This window comes from Geobacter sp. OR-1 (genome assembly GCF_000813145.1).
Taxonomy (GTDB): Bacteria; Desulfobacterota; Desulfuromonadia; order Geobacterales; family DSM-12255; genus Geoanaerobacter.
Window position 1 is genome coordinate 14,454 of sequence record NZ_BAZF01000017.1, and the last position, 18,209, is coordinate 32,662.

An 18,209-nucleotide genomic window follows, 5' to 3' on the forward strand; every position below is an offset into this window, starting at 1 on the left:
CTCACTGCCATGAACTGGATGCGCCATGTGACACAGCATCTGGCTCTGTGCTTGAACCCTTGCCGGTTATTTCCAATTTCATCGCATCGGATAAAGGCAGCTTGCTGTCAGGCTATCGATCGCCCATCGAATTCCCCCCCAAAGATCACGTTTGATCCATTTTTCAAAAAGCATATCTATCAACAATCTAACCTTAAAAATACGGGAGAATCGCCATGAGACAGATAACCCTGCTCAAAATCAGCTTATTGGGAATCGCAGCATTTACAGCACTGATTCTTTCCACCACGCGTGATGCTGCAGCACATTGTGACACACTGGACGGTCCGGTTATTCAGGATGCCAGAAAGGCTATTGAAGCCAAGGATATCACCCCGATTCTAAAATGGGTAAAAACGAAGGATGAAAAGGCAGTTAAAGCCGCATTTAACAAGGTGTTGACCAGTAAATCAAAGAACCAGGAAGAAACGGAACACACATTCTTCGCAACCCTTGTAAAAATCCACCGTGCCGGCGAAGGGGCTTCCTTTGCCGGTCTGAAACCTGCCGGCGCAGTGGAGCCGGCTGTTGCTGAAGCTGACAAGGCCTTGGCGAGCGGCTCGTCCGACGCACTGGTGAAACTGATCACCGACGACGTTGCCGCGGGAATCAAAAAGCGATTCGAGCATGCAGTTGCATCCTACCAGCACAAAGATGAGAGTGTTGCGCTGGGGCGGGAGTTTGTGGAAGCCTATGTTGCATACACCCATTATGTCGAACGGCTTCATCAGGATGCAACAGGTAAAGAATCGCATGGCGAACACGCTAACCACGGTACAGTAGAAAAACACAAAAAGAGCTACAAAGAGCCTGATTATTCAAAGCACTGAGGAAATGACGAGTCGATTCAGGATGTACCCCGATAATACAGGAATGCTACATGAAAGGACAAAGCCCTTTCATGTGGCATTTATCCGTTTGATGCTGAGCTAAAACATTACGAACTATCGAATGTTCCCTACCCAATATCCTCTTCATTGATGTACGTTCTGAACAGGCAACAGCACAACAATTCCGCGTCCAGACGCCGATGGTGGGTCATTTTTCAATGTCGATTGACTTCAGACAACACATCTGAATGGTTCTGGTATACTTTGGGGCGTTGAGCAGGAGACAAAAGGAGAGAAGTATATATCATTTAGTTGGCTTTGGTGTTTATACCTCGGTTGACTACGCGAATTTTCAACTTTTGTGGCTCATCCGAGCGCATGTGAAATGCATCTGCAGGCAAATCCGGAGAATTACATGGCCATATCCTTCCAAAAATCAATCAAAAGCCAACTGTTCGTGATCATTTTCATTGTGGCTGTCCCGGCGATGGGCATCATTTTTTATTCCGGGTTTCACTCCAGGCAGATGGCACTTGACGATGCTCAAAATACAACCCGGAAACTCGTGGACAGGATTGCTACAGAGCAACAGAACCTGGTTGTCGGCGCCGAGCAGTTGATGACTGCCCTGGCTCAGCTCCCAGAGGTAAAGAACCGTGACGCTGCCCGGGTTGAACCGGTCCTGAAGAAACTCCGCACGCTGAACCCGATGTATTCTAACATCTTCATCGCAGACCGCTCCGGTGCCGTCTGGGCCACCGCCGTTCCGACACCTCCTCCCTTTGTTGTTGCGGACAGACGTTACTTCAAGAGGGCTCTCGCCAGCGGACAACTGTCGTCAGGTGAATATGTGGTCAGCCGCGCCACTTCAAAACCTGCTTTCAATCTGGCTTATCCCCTGAAAGATGATCGTGGCGAAACTATCGGTATCATCAGTGTGGGATTCATCATCGATAAGTACCGGGAATTACTGTCACGTTTAGATCTCCCTGCCGGTACCTCTTTCGTGCTCATCGATCATCGCGGGATGATTCTGTCCAGAGCCCTTGAACCGGAAAAGTTTATCGGTAAACCGTACATCCCGGATTATTTTAAGCAAATGCAGGAGGGACCTGAGGCTGGTACCAGCATCAGGCCCGGTCTTGCCGGAGATAGGCGTATTATTTCCTATCAGAAACTCCTGTTGCCTGGAGAAGAGGCCCCTTACTTGTATATCACAGCCGGTATCCCGCTGAATGCGGTTACTGAGGCGGCTTTTAGATCACTTGTGTATAACGTGACAGCATTCATGCTGTTTCTGGGAGCGGCATGCTATCTTGCCTGGCTTATCGGCAAACACTCAATAACGGATCGCATTGCCATATTGAAAAATGCCGCAGAGCGACTGTCTCATGGAGATCTTGATATCAGGGTTTCCAGTCTTGTCGTTGGTGGAGAGTTGGGAGATTTGAGCCAGGCTTTTGATATGATGGCCAACCAGCTGGCGATGAGAGAACAGTCGCTTCAGGAAAACAAAGACCTTCTTGCGGAAATAATCGAACTGAGTCCCATCTCGATGGCTATAGTAAGCATTGACGGCACTATTGAGCAAATCAACCGCCGGGCCATTGAAACGTTCGGGTATTTACCTGACGATATTCCGAATATGGAGCGCTGGTGGATACAGGCATATCCTGATGAATCCTACCGTGCCGAAGTAATCGCCCAATGGATGGGTCTTGTCGGAAAAGCAATGACTGAGAAGAGCGAAATCGAACGTCGCGAGTACCGGGTCACCTGCAAGGACGGCACGGTCAAGACGTCGCTTATCTTTGGAATACCGGTTTCGGACAAAGTCTTTGTGATATTTGACGACATTACCGACCGCAAACGGGCCGAAGAGGAGCGCCTGTCCCTTGAAAGACAACTCCTGCAGTCCCAGAAGATGGAAAGCCTCGGAGTTCTCGCCGGCGGCATTGCACACGACTTCAATAACATCCTGACGGCAATCGTGGGCAATACCGAGTTGGCTCTCATGCGTCTCAACCCCGAATCCCCGGTCCTGGACAACCTGAAGCGTATCGAAAACGGTGCCATCCGGGCCACCGATCTGGCAAAACAGATGCTCGCCTATTCAGGGAAGGGAAAGTTCGTTGTCGAGGCGATCGATCTCAACCGGCTGGTTGAAGAGATGGGGCACATGCTCGATGTTTCAATATCCAAAAAGGCGATATTGCGATTCAATCTCACCAAGCCACTTCCGTCGCTCGAAGCTGATGCAACTCAGATTCGCCAGGTAATCATGAATCTGGTTATCAATGCCTCAGAGGCGATAGGTGATAAAAGCGGTGTCATTACAGTAACCACCGGTTGTGTAAGCTGTGACCGCAACTACCTGAACACGGCCTGGCTGAACAGCGAAATTCCCGAAGGGCTTTACGTTTTCCTGGAAGTCGCCGATACTGGCTGCGGAATGGACAGGGAGACACAGGCAAAAATGTTCGACCCGTTCTTCACTACCAAATTTACCGGCAGGGGGCTGGGAATGGCTGCGGTACAAGGGATAGTGCGCGGCCACAAGGGGGCAATGAACGTCTACAGCGAGGCCGGTAATGGGAGCCGTTTCAAGTTGTTGTTCCCTGCCGGGGCAAAGACTGCCGAGCAGATCGAAATCGAGCCTCACAAAAACGGGTTCAGTGGAGAGGGAACAATCCTTTTGGTTGACGATGAAGAGACTGTCCGTGCCATCGGCACCGAAATACTCAATGAGCTCGGGTTCGCGGTAGTCACTGCAAACGATGGCCGTGAAGCAATAGATCTGTTTAAAGCGAATCCTGATGTGTTCTGCGTGGTTTTGGATCTGACCATGCCTCATATGGACGGTGAGCAGACTTTCAGAGAACTGAGATTGATCGACCCAAACGTGAAGGTGATCATGTCAAGCGGCTACAGCGAATACGAAGTGACGCAGAAATTTGCCGGCAAGGGGCTGTCTGGGTTTGTTCAGAAACCATACAAAATTTCCTCGTTTCAAGAAGTACTGGAAAAAGTATGATTCTGAAGCGTAAAGCCATATTGTTTGCGACCGGGTAGACGGGGGTCATGTGGAGTAAGGCCCTTGTCAGGTTCTCCGCATTCCCTGCTGACCGTGATCTTTCCCATGAGCCGATTGCCGCACTGATGATCTATATGACAGTGGATCTGGGGAGACACCTTATACCGGGTAAATGTAAGCGCGAGTGATTGCAGACGGATCACTGAAATCGGGTATACTGTTTCCAGGCCACACAAAAACATTAATCCGGATACATGATGCGGGTTCAGACGTTAGGCAGATTTAAGAAGGTAATAATACAACCCGGAGAATATTTTGTTTCCGGTGAGGCGACAACCATCTCTACCCTCCTCGGATCGTGCGTTGCCGCCTGTTTGTTCGACCCGGTCGGCAGGATCATCGGAATGAACCACTTCATGCTTAGCAACCGGCGCTATTCCTCCGACCTACCGATCCACATCTCGGAAGCCGGACGCTACGGGATTCATGCCATGGAACTCCTCATCAACGACATGCTCAAAAGAGGCGCCCAGAGGAAATACCTCAAGGCCAAAGCATTTGGAGGTGCCTCCTTTATCAAGAAAACGCCGGGTTCCGATAATTTTACCTGTGTTGGCGAGGCGAATTGCAGGTTTATTCGTGAATTCCTCTCGAATGATGGGATTCCGCTGCTCTCATATGATCTTGGTGGTGATAAAGGCAGGGTTGTCCACTTCTCCAATGGTGATTTCGCAGTTCATGTGCGTAAGTTGGATCGACAGAAATCAGAAAGCCTGGCAACAAGGGATCATGAATGCTGGCTTAGAACCATTGAGATGCAGGAGCAAACCCTTTTGATCCCTGAACTCTGGCTCTAACAAGCGAGGGATTGAATAGGTGTTGGGCAGCACAGTCACTGGATAATGAGCGGAGTATGGGGATGACCACATTCGGATAAGTAGGAGAACACCATGTCTCTGTCCGCATCTTTGGCAACGATTTTCCCCGAATATGATGCAATTCCACCCGAATTTCGTCTGACACCGATACCTCAGATCGACTACCTGCTTAATGGCGAAATCCGTCAATGGGCCGGGCCGGTGCAACAGGTTTATTCCCCTGTCTGCTGTGTCACTGGGGAAGGCGCAGTGCGTCAATTGATAGGAAGCTTTCCGTTGATGGGCGAGACCGAAGCCTTGGCCGCACTGGATGCTTCGGTTAACGCCTATGACCATGGACGCGGCTTTTGGCCTACCATGCCGGTACAGCAACGGATTGCGCATCTACAGGAATTTGCCTGGCTGATGAAAGAACAGAGAGATGCGGTGGTAATGCTCCTGATGTGGGAGATCGGCAAAAGCCTGACCGACTCTCGAAAAGAGTTCGATCGAACCGTTGACTATATCATGGATACCATCGATGCCCTAAAAGAGCTTGATCGGGTATCGTCACGCTTTGTCGTCGAACAGGGTATCATAGGACAGATCCGCAGGGCGCCGCTGGGCGTTGTTCTCAGCATGGGGCCTTACAACTACCCGCTTAATGAAACCTTCACCACCCTGATCCCGGCGCTTATCATGGGGAATACCGCTGTAGTCAAACCGCCCCGCCACGGCGTACTCCTGTTTCAACCGCTCATCAAGGCGTTTCAACAAGCCTTTCCGCCAGGTGTTGTAAACATGCTCTATGGCGCCGGTCGCACGATCATCCCGCCGCTGATGAGTTCCGGCAAGGTGGATACCCTCGCTTTCATCGGTACCAGCAAGGCGGCAGACTCCCTGCAAAAAGCTCATCCCAAACCACATCGACTACGGGTAACCCTGGGACTCGAAGCAAAGAACCCGGCCATCATTCTTCCCGATGCAGATCTCGATCTGGCAGTTTCCGAATGTATTTCCGGAAGCCTGTCGTTCAATGGCCAGCGTTGCACGGCATTGAAGATCATCTTCGTCCACGAAACCGTGTCGGACAGATTCCTGCAACTCTTCTCCAAGGCGATTGCCGCTCTTGAATGTGGCATGCCATGGAAACCGGGTGTTGCTATAACTCCTCTGCCTGAGCCGGGAAAGACGGATTATCTCACGGAATTGCTTGCCGATGCCGCACGGCATGGCGCACAGGTGGTCAACGAAGGAGGCGGTACGGTAAATGGCACGTTTTTCTATCCGGCAGTAGCTTATCCGGTCAACGAGCAGATGAGAATCTATCACGAGGAGCAGTTCGGGCCGGTCGTGCCGGTGCTGCCATTCTCGGATATTGAAACGCCAATCAGCTACATTGTGAATTCATGCTACGGGCAACAGGTCAGCCTGTTCGGGGCAAATCCTGCGTCCATGGCCGCATTGATCGACCCGCTGGTCAATCAGGTCTGTCGAGTTAATATCAACAGTCAATGCCAGCGAGGACCGGACACATTCCCGTTCACTGGCAGGAAAGACTCCGCAGTCGGCACACTTTCAGTTTCCGACGCCCTGCGCGCATTTTCCATCAGAACCTTGGTGGCATGCAAAGACCAGGAGAGCAACAAGGAATTAATCAGCGCCATAGTACGGGAACGGCGTTCTCACTTTCTATCTACTGATTTCATCCTGTAACGTTTGGCAGTGCTGTCTCCAATCGCAGCATTATTGGATGCAGTGCGAATAGATGGTTTCATCCCTGATCTTTCAGAATATACCCGAACCCCTTCACGTTATGGATCAGCTTTTTTTCAAAGGGGTCATCTATCTTTCTCCGTAAATGGCTTATGTTCACTTCCACAATCTTCGTCCTATGCAAACTGTCTATATCCCAGATCCTCTCTGCTATACGAATTCTTGAGATAGGTTCAGATCTTTGTTCCATCAATAAGGAGAGAAGTTTGAATTCGACAGGGGTGAGATTAATTTTAATACCCTGTCTGGCGACGGTTAGGTTTGCAGGGTCAAGCTCCAGGTCGCCAAAAACATACCGGGGTTCAGAAGGTTTTTTCTGGCAGCGATGTATTACAACCTCTATCCTTGCCAGAAGTTCGGCAAAAGCAAACGGCTTGATAAGATAATCATCCGCGCCGAGTTGCAGCCCCTTGATCCGGTCATTTATCTGGTCTAGTGCCGAAAGGAAAATTACCGGAGTCATTATGTTCTGCTCACGCAGAATTCTCAATATCTCCCTGCCATCCATTCCCGGGAGCATGATATCGAGAATTATGATGTCATATCCGGTTGTGGTTGCGAGTTCCAGCGCATCGTTGCCGTCATAGGCCACATCGACACGGTATCCATTCTCAACTAACCCGGTTTTTAACAGTTTTACAAGCTTCACTTCATCGTCGACTACCAGAATTTTCATGTCTATTGGTGACTTTCTTTATTGTTTGTTTGTCCGCAACTGCCGGTTGCTATCAGAGTAACCAGGCTCTAAGGCGCAGAAATGAAACGGACGTGGTTACTCATCAACTTTGATTCCCTGGAATTCAATTCGGCAATATGTTTTCGGTAGCTTGCCTCGCCGGCAATGAAAAGCTTGATTTCTACTCCCATGCCACACTTATCGGCCATCGTGGTCGTCTGGGGAGGATTTCTGGCCCAGCGAACAACCCCCTCGATTGACACCGTATCGCTATTTGGCAAGATAAGATCGATCAAGATGCGCGTACCAACTGGGGTGATGTTGGCAGTCCTTATGAAAAGACCATTGGCCGAGATGTCCTCAGTAAAGGCGAGACGTTGCGGAGAATAGATTCCGAACCGGATCTCATATCGTTTCTTGTAGCGCTTGATAATGCGTATGTATGCCATGTGATCTCCTGCTAGGGATGTATGCTTTTCATTAATACAATACTCGCGCCTAAAAATTGTGAGTCAGATTACATTTTGAATGGAAAATTTGGAGAGACTGGAAGTGGGGCGATTTTAAAATTTTTGGGAGGTATATAACACCCGGCCGGGTGTCATAAAAAGTATTGTAGGTTGTATGCATGTAAAGTATTATAAATGAATGAACGTTCAGGAACCCCCTGATATTGCTGTATGCCGGACCAGCACAAATGATTACAAAATCTATCGGTGCGAGGCAAAACTTGCCAATCCCCGCTTATGTGATTTTTCAGTGTCCTTAATTACTTATTTCGTCTGTCGCCATCCCGATCAAAAGAAGTTCAGCGAAAATCAGTCAGCAAAATATTAGAAGTTTTGTCTGTCCCTCCGAAGACAGGTGCTGTTCGGCGTGCTGGCGCTGTTTATCAACCTGATCATCTACTGGTACCTCTGGCAAAGAAAGCGCGGAGCCTGATCCGCGGCACAGATGAAAAGAGCCCCGTCATCCGATGATGTGCGGGGCTCTGCCTGACTCGATCCGTGCTGTGTTACCGGATTTTCTCAGGGAACTGCTTGGCCAGTCCGCCTGCCAAGGCATCGGCAATGACGTACATGTGCGCTTTCATGTCACTCCATACTTGGGCCTCTTCGGCATAGTTTTTAGAGGCCAAGGCTTCGATCTCTTTCATGTGATGGCCGCCATGAGCCGTCAATAATCCGTATAGTGTCTCTTTCGGCAGATAAGGGTTGGCACCGCTCAGAAATACCGCAATCTCGTCGGCGTTTCTGATCAGCTTATCCCGAGATGAATCCTTGCCGGTCTTGTCATTGGCATAGGCCGAGGTCATATACTCTTTTACCGCTCCGTAGTGTCCTGCCAGCAAGCCGAATAGTTTGTCCGAGGCAGCCTTGCCATAGAACGGCTCAATAGAACCGGCGATCGCTTTGGCATTTTCTACCACTGCCGCTTCAGCAACTTTGGCTGCTTCGTTGTCGCCATATTTTGTCGCGACTACCACGTTTCTAACCCAGAAGACATGCCCGATCCAGAGATCACGCAACCCTGCCTTCAGGTCCGCGAGTTTGGTCACGGTGGCCGCCTGATTTTTTGCCTCCATGTGGGCGTGCTCGGCAGAGAAGGCTGGCAATGCTCCTGTAAAAATACAAGCCGCCGCCATTGTCAATATAAAGAAAATTGCCTTTTTCATGAGAATTACCTCCATGGCTACTTTTATTTCTATAGAACAAGTATACTTCATTCGGCCGAGTTGTTGTATATATTTTTTTGAATGTATGCGCATGCAATTGCGCAAGTCCGAGCTTGTGGTAGATCGGGTTAAAGACTGGTGCCGGTCAGCCGATTTTTACCTAAATTTTACATTGCTGAAAGATTGACTTACAGAAATAGCGATATAATTTTACGACACACTCCCTGGTATATTTCGAGTTTGCGGGAGCAGTCATATGAAGATTCTCCTCGTGTATCCGTGCTATCCGGACACCTTCTGGAGCTTTCGGCATGCGATGAAATTCATCGGCAGGAAAGCCAGCTTCCCTCCCCTTGGCCTGTTGACTGTTGCGGCAATGCTGCCGGCAACCTGGACGAAAAAACTGATAGACATGAATGTTCGGCCATTGACTGACAATGAATTGTCGTGGGCCGATTATGTCTTTATCAGCGCCATGACTGTGCAACGGGAATCGGTGCAGGAGGTGCTGGACCGCTGTCGGAGGCTGGGGGTGAAAACAGTAGCAGGCGGCCCCTTTTTTACCTCATACCGGGATGACTTTCCCGAGGTCGATCATCTGGTGCTGGGCGAGGCTGAATGCACCTTGCCGCAGTTTTTGGATGATCTGGATATGGGTACGCCACGACCGGTCTATTCCGAAAATCGACGGGCGGATCTTGAAGATACTCCGGTCCCGCTTTGGGACCTGATTGATATCAGAGAGTACGCGGCCATGAATATTCAGTACTCGCGCGGCTGCCCTTTTGACTGCGAATTCTGCGATATCACCGGCCTGTTCGGGCGCAAGCCCCGCAGCAAAACGCGGGAGCAGCTTCTAGCGGAGCTGGATGCTCTCAATGCCCGGGGGTGGCGGGGGGCGGTATTCTTTGTTGACGACAACTTCATCGGTGACCGGCTGAAGTTGAAGACCGGGATCTTGCCCGCCATGATCGATTGGATGGAGGCACATAACCGGCCATTCTATTTCTATACCGAGGCGTCGATAGATCTGGCCGACGATAGCGGCCTCCTGGCATTGATGGCAAGGGCCGGTTTCGAAGAGGTCTTCATCGGCATCGAGACCCCACAGGAGGAAGGGCTCGCCGAGAGCGGCAAGGTGCAGAACCGGAATCGTGACCTGCTGGCCTCGGTGAGGCGTATCCAGCAGGCTGGTCTGCAGGTGCATGGTGGCTTCATTGTCGGCTTCGACAGCGATCCGCCAACGATCTTTGACCGGCAGATCCGCTTTATCCAGGAAAGCGGCATTGTCACCGCAATGGTCGGGTTACTGACCGCACTTCGCGGTACCAGGCTCCATCAGCGTCTCAGCCAGGAGGGACGCTTACTCGGAAACGCGTCCGGCAACAATACGGATGTCTCCCTCAACTTTATCCCCAGGATGGGAGCCAAAGAACTTATTGGCGGCTATCAATCCGTCCTCGATGCCATTTACTCCCCAAAAAACTACTACCAGCGGGTGATCCGGCTCCTGCGGGAGTACCGGCCGTTGCATCTGGGGAAATTCCACCTGCAGCCAGGCTATATCGGCGCGCTATACAAGTCGGTCCTGCTTCTGGGAGTGTTCGGGAAAGAGCGGCTCCATTTCTGGAAACTGTTCTTCTGGTCGCTGTTTGCGAAGCCGCGGCTTTTCCCCTTGGCAATAACCTATGCAATATATGGTTTCCATTTCCGAAAGATCGCGGAAAAGATCAAAGAGAACGGGATGTTCCCAAACAACGAGGGGTGGGACGAAAAAGAGAACTTCACGTAAAAATGAAGGTTATTCCGCACCCACCCGCGTTGCCGTATCGGACTTCTTCCTTTATGCCGCTACATCATGCCGCCGCGTGGGTGCATTCTTCCGCCGGTATAGTTCCAGAAATACCTTTGGCTCGTCATGTTGCGAAACATGCCTGAATAATTACCGAACCCGCCGGTAGATGTCGTGATTACGCCGAGCATGCCCTGCATCTGGCCCCGCATGGAATTCATGAATGTGCTGTTCATTCCCAGACCCTGGTTGCTATTGTCGGCAATCTGTTGCAGGTTCTGGTTCATCAGCCCCATCATGCTCCGGAAACGCCCCGCGTTGACGCTCGTCCCATTCATAACCAGTGCCGCCTGATCCGCCATCAGGCTTGCCATCTGCTGCGCAGCCTGATGCATAGCCTGGTACTGCGCCCGATACTGGCCAGCTTTGGCGCCGGCCACATAGTCGCCGAGCATGTTCATCCCGCCGGGCAGGCCCAGCTGGTTGCGCAGCTGCGTCATGGCATCGGCCAAGGTCATGCCCGGATTCGCCTCGAGTTTTGCCCGAAGCAGGGTCGACATTGGGCTGATAAAGTTGCTGACTGTGCCCGAGGTTGCCGTAGCAGGGATGCAGAGCACATAGGAGTTCTGGAGCGTTTGCCCCGGATTGTCCATGTCGATGGTCTGGCCCTTGATCGCCACTGCCACAACCGGATATTTCCCCAGGTCCTCAGGGGCAATATTAAGGGTGTAGGCGCCAGTCTGATCAGTAGTGGTGGACGGCTCGCCGGCATCCAGCTGATAGTTGCCATTTTTGTCGAGAAACACCTGGGCATTCTGGAGGTAGCCGTCGGCAACAGCGCCGCTGACCGTTGTTGTACCGGCAGGGGTTACGCTGCTGCTGCTGGCGCTGCCGCTGCCACTGCTGCCGCAGCCTGCTACTAATGCCACACTCATCAAACCTGCTGCTGCCAGAATCTTTTTCATCGGTATAACTCCTTTGTCGTATGTTGGTTAAAAATCGTAAAATATTGCCAATCCGGTGCCGTAATCGGGGCTGGCCTTTGCTATCCCCTTGGCCAGATAGCCGTCGACGCCGATATGCTCAGTCAACTGGTACTTCACTCGCAGCCGCGCCTCCAGGAGTGGTGCTCCCCCCTCGACGGTGGGGGTGCTCCCTTTGGCGAACAACATCGGCCGCAACCGGTCGGTGAGCTGATAGCCGCCGCCGGCGTAGTAATACAGGTAGTCCTTGACCGCCAGGACCGATGACTTCCCCTGGAACGCGTACCCCGCCTCGCAGTCGGCAAACCACGCGCCGAACCATTTGGTCAGCTCCACGGCAAAACCCTCGTCAAACGCCCCGGAGCCGAGAAACTTGTTCTTGTCCGCCGTGGGGAATTTGACGTAAAAATTTGGGCGGATGGCCGGCACGAACCGTTCCTCGGTGTACAGGACATACCCTGCCTTGAGCTTCATGTCGCCAAGCCCGGCCTCGGATTTGTCGACGTTTCCCGCCGATGCGGACGTCATCGCCCCGCTCCCCGTCCGCTGGCCATTCATGGGGGCCATCATCGACCTGCTACCCGTGGCCTGCCCTTGCATCCCCATGAACTGCCCAGCTACCACCGCGCTGGTGCTCTGGTAGACAATGGGGAGTTCCAGGGAGAAGTCGAGCCGGTCGGTCGGGTTGACAGTCGCGGTAAACGGCAGGTAGATGGAGTCCGTTGTAATCCCGGTACCGTATTTCCCCGATGCGAACTCGAAGCCGAGACCCACTGAATAGGCGGTTCCCTCGGCATGGGCGCATACCGGGAGAAGGATGGCGGCCGCAGCCGCAAGAAGGAGGAAAGGTTGTACCGGTCCAGGTAATTGTTTCACTGTCTGCTCCTCTGAAGATATTCGTCTGGTGCGGGGAACCAGCGTACAAGGCTCAGTGCCTCATCCCGCCGCCACCGCCCCGCATCATGCCGCCGCCCGGCCCGCCCGACATGCCGCCACCGCCTCGCCCCGACCATCCGCCCCATCCGCGGTCGCTCCTAACCATCGACTGACCGCCGGTTGTCCGGTTGGTGAGTCTCTGTACCAGAAGATACGTATTGCCGTCCTTCCCCTGGGCCTTTGATCCTTTGGCAACGACCTCGTCGTTGGGGTGCAGCGGTGTCTCCCGTTTCTCCCAGAACCAGGAGGGGCCGAGACTGAGGGTAACGATCTCGCCACCTGCCTTGACATCGACGAACACCTGCTCCTTGTCGTCGATCCGGGGGGATGACGCCACTCGGCCGGAGACGGTCGTAACGGTATTGACATCGTACCCTTTGTTGAAGTCGAGACCGCTCTTACCCAGATCGTCGCCGCCGAAGCCGAAGCCTGCGAACGCGGTGCCGGTCAACAGGCAGTTCAGGATGGCTGCCAGCACGATATGGTGGGAAAAACGATCTCGACTCATGGGTACCTATTCCCCGGGCAATGTTACTTGGTGGTTGTGGTAGTGGAAGATTGTGGAACTGTCATGTGCAACTGCTGCATAGTAGCACTGGTGGTACCGGTCGGCATCGTGCTCCGTGGGCCGGTGCCGCTCATGGTGCCTTGCTGCATGCCTGGAGAAGCCGGATGGCTGCCGGCCATGCTCATCCGGCCCCCGCCGGTCCCACTGCCAAGAGCGAATGCCTGCGCAGCGACGCTGAGGATAGCGATGGTTGCCACTGTGGCAATGGTAGCGTTTCGTTTCATCTGGAATACCTCCGTGGTGAATTGTTGTTTCTGACGGGTGATATTCCACGCCCCATGCCAATGGGGATATTTCCAGTAACCTGCTGATTTAATGGCATACTTTATCGCTGAAAGGTTTCTCCTGTCGGGAAACAGGTGCAAAATCCTGCACCGGTAGCGCACGGTTTTGCACCTCCAACTCAGTCGTCGAGCAGGCCATACTCTTTCAACTTATACTGCAGAGCCCGTTTGGAGATCCCTAACTCCTCTGCAGCCAGGCGTCGGTTGCCCCTTTGTCTCTCCAGCGCCTTGACGATCAACTCCCGTTCCACATCTTTCAATGCTTCGCGACTGTCCCTGCTCTCCGGTACGCTCCTGTTAAGGATTGCTTCCGGCAGATTGGCGCACCTGACCATCCCCTGCGCCAGGATAACCGCCCTCTCCATGGCATTCTGGAGTTCGCGGACATTTCCCGGCCAGGCGTAACCCTTCAGTGCGGTCAGAGCCTCGGCTTCCACACCCTTCAGCTTCTTGCCGATCTGGCGGCCGAACCGGTCGAGGAAATAGTCCACCAGCAGCGGGATTGCGTCAACCCGCTCCCGTAAAGGGGGAAGATGCAGGGGGAAGACGTTGAGCCGGTAGTAAAGGTCTTCGCGGAAGCGCCGCTCCGCTACTTCAACCTGGAGATTGCGGTTAGTGGCGGCAATGACCCGAACTTCAGCCCGGATCTCCTTGCTGCCGCCCACCCGTTCGAAGACCCGCTCCTGGAGCACCCGCAGTAGCTTTGCTTGCAGCGCCAGGGGCATTTCTCCGATTTCGTCCAGAAAGATTGTTCCGCCTCGTGCCAGTTCAAACTTACCCTGACGCGCCTGGATCGCCCCGGTAAACGCCCCCTTCTCATGGCCGAACAGCTCGCTTTCCAGCAGATTTTCCGGAATGGCGGCACAGTTGAGTGGAACGAAGCCGGCCTTGCTCCGCTGGCTTAGAAGGTGGATGATACGGGCAATCAGCTCTTTACCGGTGCCGCTCTCGCCATAAATGAGCACATTGGCGGTGGTCCCGGCCACATCGAGCACCAGTTGCCGGACTTTTGCCATGGCCTGCCCGGCAAAGACCAGTTCCTCGGGTGGCAGTCCTGCTGATTCCGATTCTTTAAGCGAGAGGAGTTCCCGGGTTCGCCACTGGCTCTCGATGACCCGTGTCACCAGCGTCAGGAGCGCTTCAGGGGCAACGAGCGGCTTGGTCAGGAAATCGACCGCTCCTTCCTTCATGGCGGCCACAGCTTCGTCTACGGTGCCGTATGCGGTAAGAAAGATAAATTGTGGCGGGCTCGGGTCCTGGCGGGTTTCCCGGAACAGCTCGAGCCCGCCTTTGCCGGGCATCTTCAGGTCGGAGATGACCAGGTCAAAGCTTTCTTTGGCAAGCCTTCGCGCCCCTTCACGGCCATCGCAGGCAAGGACGACCTCGTACCCCTCATCCTCCAGGATCGTCTGGACAAAGCTCCGAAATGTTTCATCGTCCTCGATCAGTAGTATGCGTCCAGTCATCGGAATCCCCGTTGATGTAATCATGTTTGCATGTGACGCGGCATGGTTATGAGAACCTTGGTCCCTTGCCCGGCAGAGCTGTTCACTTCGATGGTGCCGTTGTGCTCTTCAATGATTTTCCTGCAGAGCGCCAGCCCCAGGCCGGTCCCCTTGGCCTTGGTGGTAAAGAACGGCTCGAAGATCCTCGACTTCGACTCAGGGGCGATCCCCTCTCCGGTATCGCTTACGACAATGGAGACGTTCTTGCCGGATGTCGCAAATGCAATACCGAGGGTTCCACCCGCAGGCATTGCCTGGAGCGCGTTTTTCACCAGATTGAGCAGTACCTGGCCGAACCGGTCCCGGTCGCCAATGAGTTGCACCGCTGCAGAGGAGTTGACCGTGATTGCCACCCCCTGCTCATCGGCCTCGCTGCGGATAAGCGCAACCGTGTCTGCGATCAGTTCTTCGAGGCCGAACTTGACCGGCCGCAACCGGTCGCTGCCGGCGTAGGCGAGGAGGTTGGTGACAAGGTTTTCCAATCGCAGGGTTTCCGTGACAATCCGGTGGGCAAAACCGCGGTTCCGCTCATCAGTCGGTCGCTTCTCGATGATCTGGGCAAATCCCTTGATTCCCCCCAGAGGATTTCTGATCTCATGGGCGAGCATGGCCCCCATCTCCCCAAGTCTGGCCAGACTCTCCTGTCTCGCCATCTCTAGTTGATGCTTTTCCTCACGCACGGCGAAGCGATAGATGACGATCGACAGAACCCACCCAGCGAGCAGCAGCGCCAGGAGTATCGTCATGTTCAGTTCTGCCTTGCGGATAACGGCATCGGCCCGGTAGGTATGCAGGGTCAGGAGCAGCACCAGGGTCTGGCCGGGGAGATGGACCGGGGAGAGGAATTCATAGGCTTTTTACCCCGGTCCCCAGCGTCACTCGTCCTTCGACGACCACTTCTCTCCTCAGGACGTCCGCATACCTGGGATCGTTGGCCGGCAAGCCGATCAGGTCCGGGTTGGAATGGAAGCGGTACGAGCCGTTGCGATCTACGACAGCAAGAAACGCCAGCTCATTCGGGCGCAGGGTGTCGAGAGAGCGCAATGTTTGATCGTGCGCGGCAATATTCTCAACAGCTGCGGTGATTGAGAGGGCCATCCCGCGAAGGTTCTCCTGCGCTATTGGGGTGGCAGCCCGGTAGTTGCTGACCGCAAACCAGAGCAGTGCCGCTGACAGTGCGGCCCCACAGATGAGTAAGAGTATCTTCAGCATCGGCCCTCGATTCCTATTGCTGACTTATATTATCATTTTCGCCGGATATTGCCCGATTAATTTCATAATATGCATATGTGCATTCGCAGGGAATATTAGCTCGGCCATTCCAGGCAACCGGCTATTCCGAAGATTTGTTGCCACGAGGTCCGGATTGATCGGTACGTTACCCCAGATGGGGTATGGGTAACGGATATCGAGCGGTAATTTCCCCGAATATTTCGGCACCGTCAAGATTATTGCAAGATTTTCAATGGGTTGTAAAAGTTTTCCGCCTTGGCACTTTATATGCTGTTACCTGGGTGTGTTTCAACATTACATCCAAGGAGATATCCCATGAAAAAAGTTCTTTCCACCGTTGTTGCTGCTCTTGTTGCCCTTGCTTTTGCCGGCGTAGCTTTCGCTGCTGAACCTGCTGGCATGCCGGCTGGTCACCCGGCTGTTGGTGCTCCTGCCGCCGAGGCGAAGAAAGAAGTGAAGAAGCCTGCCAAGAAGGCCAAGAAAGCCAAGAAAGCCAAGAAAGCCAAGAAAGCCGCTGTAAAAGAAGAGGCGCCGGCTGCAGCTCCTGTCGCAAAGTAGTGCAATAAGTCATACAAAATCCGGTTAACTCAACTGGCCGTTCCATTTAGGGGCGGCCAGTTGTTGTTTAAAGTACATAACCATTACCTGTTTTCTCCGCTTATCCTGAACAATTCCCCATATCCGAACAGGTCACCCGGGTGCCACAGCTGTTTGTCGACCCTCTGCTCAATGATTGACAATAGGCACGAATTCTGTACGCTAGAATCGGGATTTAGGCCTGGAGTGGGAAACATGAGAATTGTAGAGTGGGAACAGAGATTCAGCCTGGGGATCAACCATATTGACAAGCATCACCGGCATCTGCTGGAGCTGCTGAACATGGCATATCGGGCCTTTACCGAGTCCCGGGATATAAATGACGCCAGGTGCCTGTTCCACGAACTCCTTGCCTATGCGGAATATCATTTTGCTGCCGAAGAGGAGTTGATGCAGCGGTACGAATACACAGGGTCTGCTGCACATGTTGCTGAACATGAAAAATTCAGGGTTACGGTCAATGAACTGCTCGGCAGATTTCTCTCATCAGCGCAGCAATATAATGTCGAAGTGATTTACTTTCTGGAAGAGTGGCTGATAAATCATATTCTGTTTGTGGATAAAGAGTTTGCTGCTGCCGTTATTGCCAAGGGGTATGAACGGTAACATTGGAGGATGGCTGTGCAGAAGCCGGAATCAGATACTATTGTAGCTTGGCCACACCCTGACGTTAAGAACGACTTGGCCAGGTTGCGTCAAAGTTCCCCACTGACGCATTGCATCACAAATATTGTTGTGACGAATTTCACGGCGAATGTGCTGCTGGCGGTGGGTGGCTCCCCGGCGATGATTGTTGCTACCGAGGAGGTCGCCGAATTTGTGCGCATCGCCCGGGCACTCCTGATCAATGTCGGCACTATTACCGGCCATGACGCCGCAGCGATGCTCAAGGCGGCCGCCACTGCTGCTGAGACAGGAACCCCCTGGGTGCTCGACCCGGTTGCGGCAGGCGTACTGGAGTTCAGGACCAGTGTTGTGAGGGAGTTGATCAGGTACAACCCAGCAGTCATCAGGGGCAATGCCTCTGAAATACTGTCGGTTGCCGGAGCTGTCGGCGGCGCGAAGGGGGTTGATTCAACCGCATCGTCCCTGGATGCGTTGCCTGTTGCGCGAAAACTGGCCGAGCAAACCGGTGCTGTAATAGCGGTAAGCGGAGAGATCGATTACATAACCGACGGGAAGTCGGTGATAAGAGTGCCCGGCGGTGATGTAATCATGACCAGGGTAACAGGAACCGGCTGCGCGCTCGGCGCCTTGATTGCAGCTCTGCTTTCGGTCACCGAGTCTCCGTTGCGGGCAGCCGCATCGGCTTCGGCCATCTTTGCCATAGCAGGGGAGCGTGCTGCAAAGGTTTCGCAGGGGCCCGGCAGCTTTAGCGTTGCATTTCTGGATCAGTTGTCACTGCTGCCGGACGGAATCTGATC

Annotated in this window: 18 protein-coding genes; 8 read left to right on the forward strand and 10 right to left on the reverse strand. The window is 53.2% G+C overall.

Annotated elements, in window-relative coordinates:
- Positions 1 to 215: 215 nt before the first annotated feature.
- From OR1_RS15400 to OR1_RS15415, 4 genes are all read left to right on the forward strand, one after another.
- On the forward strand, positions 216 to 869 hold the full coding sequence (locus tag OR1_RS15400; protein ID WP_041972793.1) for a DUF6448 family protein: 654 nt from the start codon (positions 216 to 218) through the stop codon (positions 867 to 869).
- Between the two features lie 415 nt (positions 870 to 1,284).
- Positions 1,285 to 3,903, forward strand: a complete 2,619-nt coding sequence (locus OR1_RS21740) for a response regulator (protein ID WP_041972794.1) — start codon at positions 1,285 to 1,287, stop codon at positions 3,901 to 3,903.
- Positions 3,904 to 4,307: 404 nt separating this feature from the next.
- Positions 4,308 to 4,760: a chemotaxis protein CheD gene (locus OR1_RS15410; RefSeq protein ID WP_305047296.1), complete on the forward strand. Its 453-nt coding sequence runs from the start codon at positions 4,308 to 4,310 to the stop codon at positions 4,758 to 4,760.
- A 93-nt stretch (positions 4,761 to 4,853) separates the two neighbouring features.
- The gene (locus OR1_RS15415; protein ID WP_041972796.1) at positions 4,854 to 6,476 is read left to right on the forward strand and encodes an NADP-dependent glyceraldehyde-3-phosphate dehydrogenase; all 1,623 of its coding nucleotides are present in this window, start codon (positions 4,854 to 4,856) and stop codon (positions 6,474 to 6,476) included.
- Positions 6,477 to 6,534: 58 nt separating this feature from the next.
- Here OR1_RS15415 and OR1_RS15420 read toward each other — a convergent pair whose 3' ends face one another.
- From OR1_RS15420 to OR1_RS15430, 3 genes are all read right to left on the reverse strand, one after another.
- Complete coding sequence (locus tag OR1_RS15420) at positions 6,535 to 7,212, reverse strand: response regulator (RefSeq protein ID WP_041972797.1); 678 nt, start codon at positions 7,210 to 7,212, stop codon at positions 6,535 to 6,537.
- 68 nt (positions 7,213 to 7,280) lie between these two features.
- Entirely contained in the window at positions 7,281 to 7,661 is a 381-nt protein-coding gene (locus OR1_RS15425; protein WP_041972798.1) for a PilZ domain-containing protein, read from the reverse strand.
- Between the two features lie 566 nt (positions 7,662 to 8,227).
- The gene (locus OR1_RS15430) at positions 8,228 to 8,887 is read right to left on the reverse strand and encodes a hypothetical protein (protein ID WP_041972799.1); all 660 of its coding nucleotides are present in this window, start codon (positions 8,885 to 8,887) and stop codon (positions 8,228 to 8,230) included.
- Between the two features lie 256 nt (positions 8,888 to 9,143).
- Between OR1_RS15430 and OR1_RS15435 the strand changes: the two genes are divergently transcribed.
- Entirely contained in the window at positions 9,144 to 10,679 is a 1,536-nt protein-coding gene (locus tag OR1_RS15435; protein ID WP_041972800.1) for a B12-binding domain-containing radical SAM protein, read from the forward strand.
- Positions 10,680 to 10,738: 59 nt separating this feature from the next.
- Here OR1_RS15435 and OR1_RS15440 read toward each other — a convergent pair whose 3' ends face one another.
- From OR1_RS15440 to OR1_RS22845, 7 genes are all read right to left on the reverse strand, one after another.
- Positions 10,739 to 11,644 (reverse strand): hypothetical protein, encoded by a 906-nt coding sequence (locus tag OR1_RS15440; protein ID WP_041972801.1) that lies wholly within the window; start codon positions 11,642 to 11,644, stop codon positions 10,739 to 10,741.
- 27 nt (positions 11,645 to 11,671) lie between these two features.
- On the reverse strand, positions 11,672 to 12,538 hold the full coding sequence (locus OR1_RS15445; protein ID WP_052440521.1) for a transporter: 867 nt from the start codon (positions 12,536 to 12,538) through the stop codon (positions 11,672 to 11,674).
- Positions 12,539 to 12,590: 52 nt separating this feature from the next.
- Entirely contained in the window at positions 12,591 to 13,106 is a 516-nt protein-coding gene (locus OR1_RS15450; RefSeq protein ID WP_041972802.1) for a hypothetical protein, read from the reverse strand.
- Between the two features lie 23 nt (positions 13,107 to 13,129).
- Positions 13,130 to 13,390, reverse strand: coding sequence for a hypothetical protein (locus tag OR1_RS15455; RefSeq protein WP_041972803.1), 261 nt, complete (start codon positions 13,388 to 13,390; stop codon positions 13,130 to 13,132).
- A 179-nt stretch (positions 13,391 to 13,569) separates the two neighbouring features.
- A complete protein-coding gene (locus OR1_RS15460; protein WP_041972804.1) occupies positions 13,570 to 14,916 on the reverse strand; it encodes a sigma-54 dependent transcriptional regulator in 1,347 nt (448 codons plus the stop codon).
- 20 nt (positions 14,917 to 14,936) lie between these two features.
- Positions 14,937 to 15,764, reverse strand: coding sequence for a nitrogen regulation protein NR(II) (locus tag OR1_RS15465; protein ID WP_237754318.1), 828 nt, complete (start codon positions 15,762 to 15,764; stop codon positions 14,937 to 14,939).
- Between the two features lie 37 nt (positions 15,765 to 15,801).
- Positions 15,802 to 16,167 (reverse strand): hypothetical protein, encoded by a 366-nt coding sequence (locus tag OR1_RS22845; RefSeq protein WP_237754319.1) that lies wholly within the window; start codon positions 16,165 to 16,167, stop codon positions 15,802 to 15,804.
- Positions 16,168 to 16,503: 336 nt separating this feature from the next.
- On the opposite strand from OR1_RS22845, the gene OR1_RS15470 reads away from it, so the two are divergent.
- The 3 genes from OR1_RS15470 to thiM all read left to right on the forward strand — a co-directional run bounded on the left by OR1_RS15470 (position 16,504) and on the right by thiM (position 18,207).
- The gene (locus OR1_RS15470; RefSeq protein ID WP_041972805.1) at positions 16,504 to 16,746 is read left to right on the forward strand and encodes a hypothetical protein; all 243 of its coding nucleotides are present in this window, start codon (positions 16,504 to 16,506) and stop codon (positions 16,744 to 16,746) included.
- A gap of 234 nt (positions 16,747 to 16,980) precedes the next feature.
- Positions 16,981 to 17,391 (forward strand): bacteriohemerythrin, encoded by a 411-nt coding sequence (locus OR1_RS15475; protein ID WP_041972806.1) that lies wholly within the window; start codon positions 16,981 to 16,983, stop codon positions 17,389 to 17,391.
- Positions 17,392 to 17,400: 9 nt separating this feature from the next.
- The gene (thiM, locus tag OR1_RS15480; RefSeq protein ID WP_041972807.1) at positions 17,401 to 18,207 is read left to right on the forward strand and encodes a hydroxyethylthiazole kinase; all 807 of its coding nucleotides are present in this window, start codon (positions 17,401 to 17,403) and stop codon (positions 18,205 to 18,207) included.
- Positions 18,208 to 18,209: the final 2 nt, after the last annotated feature.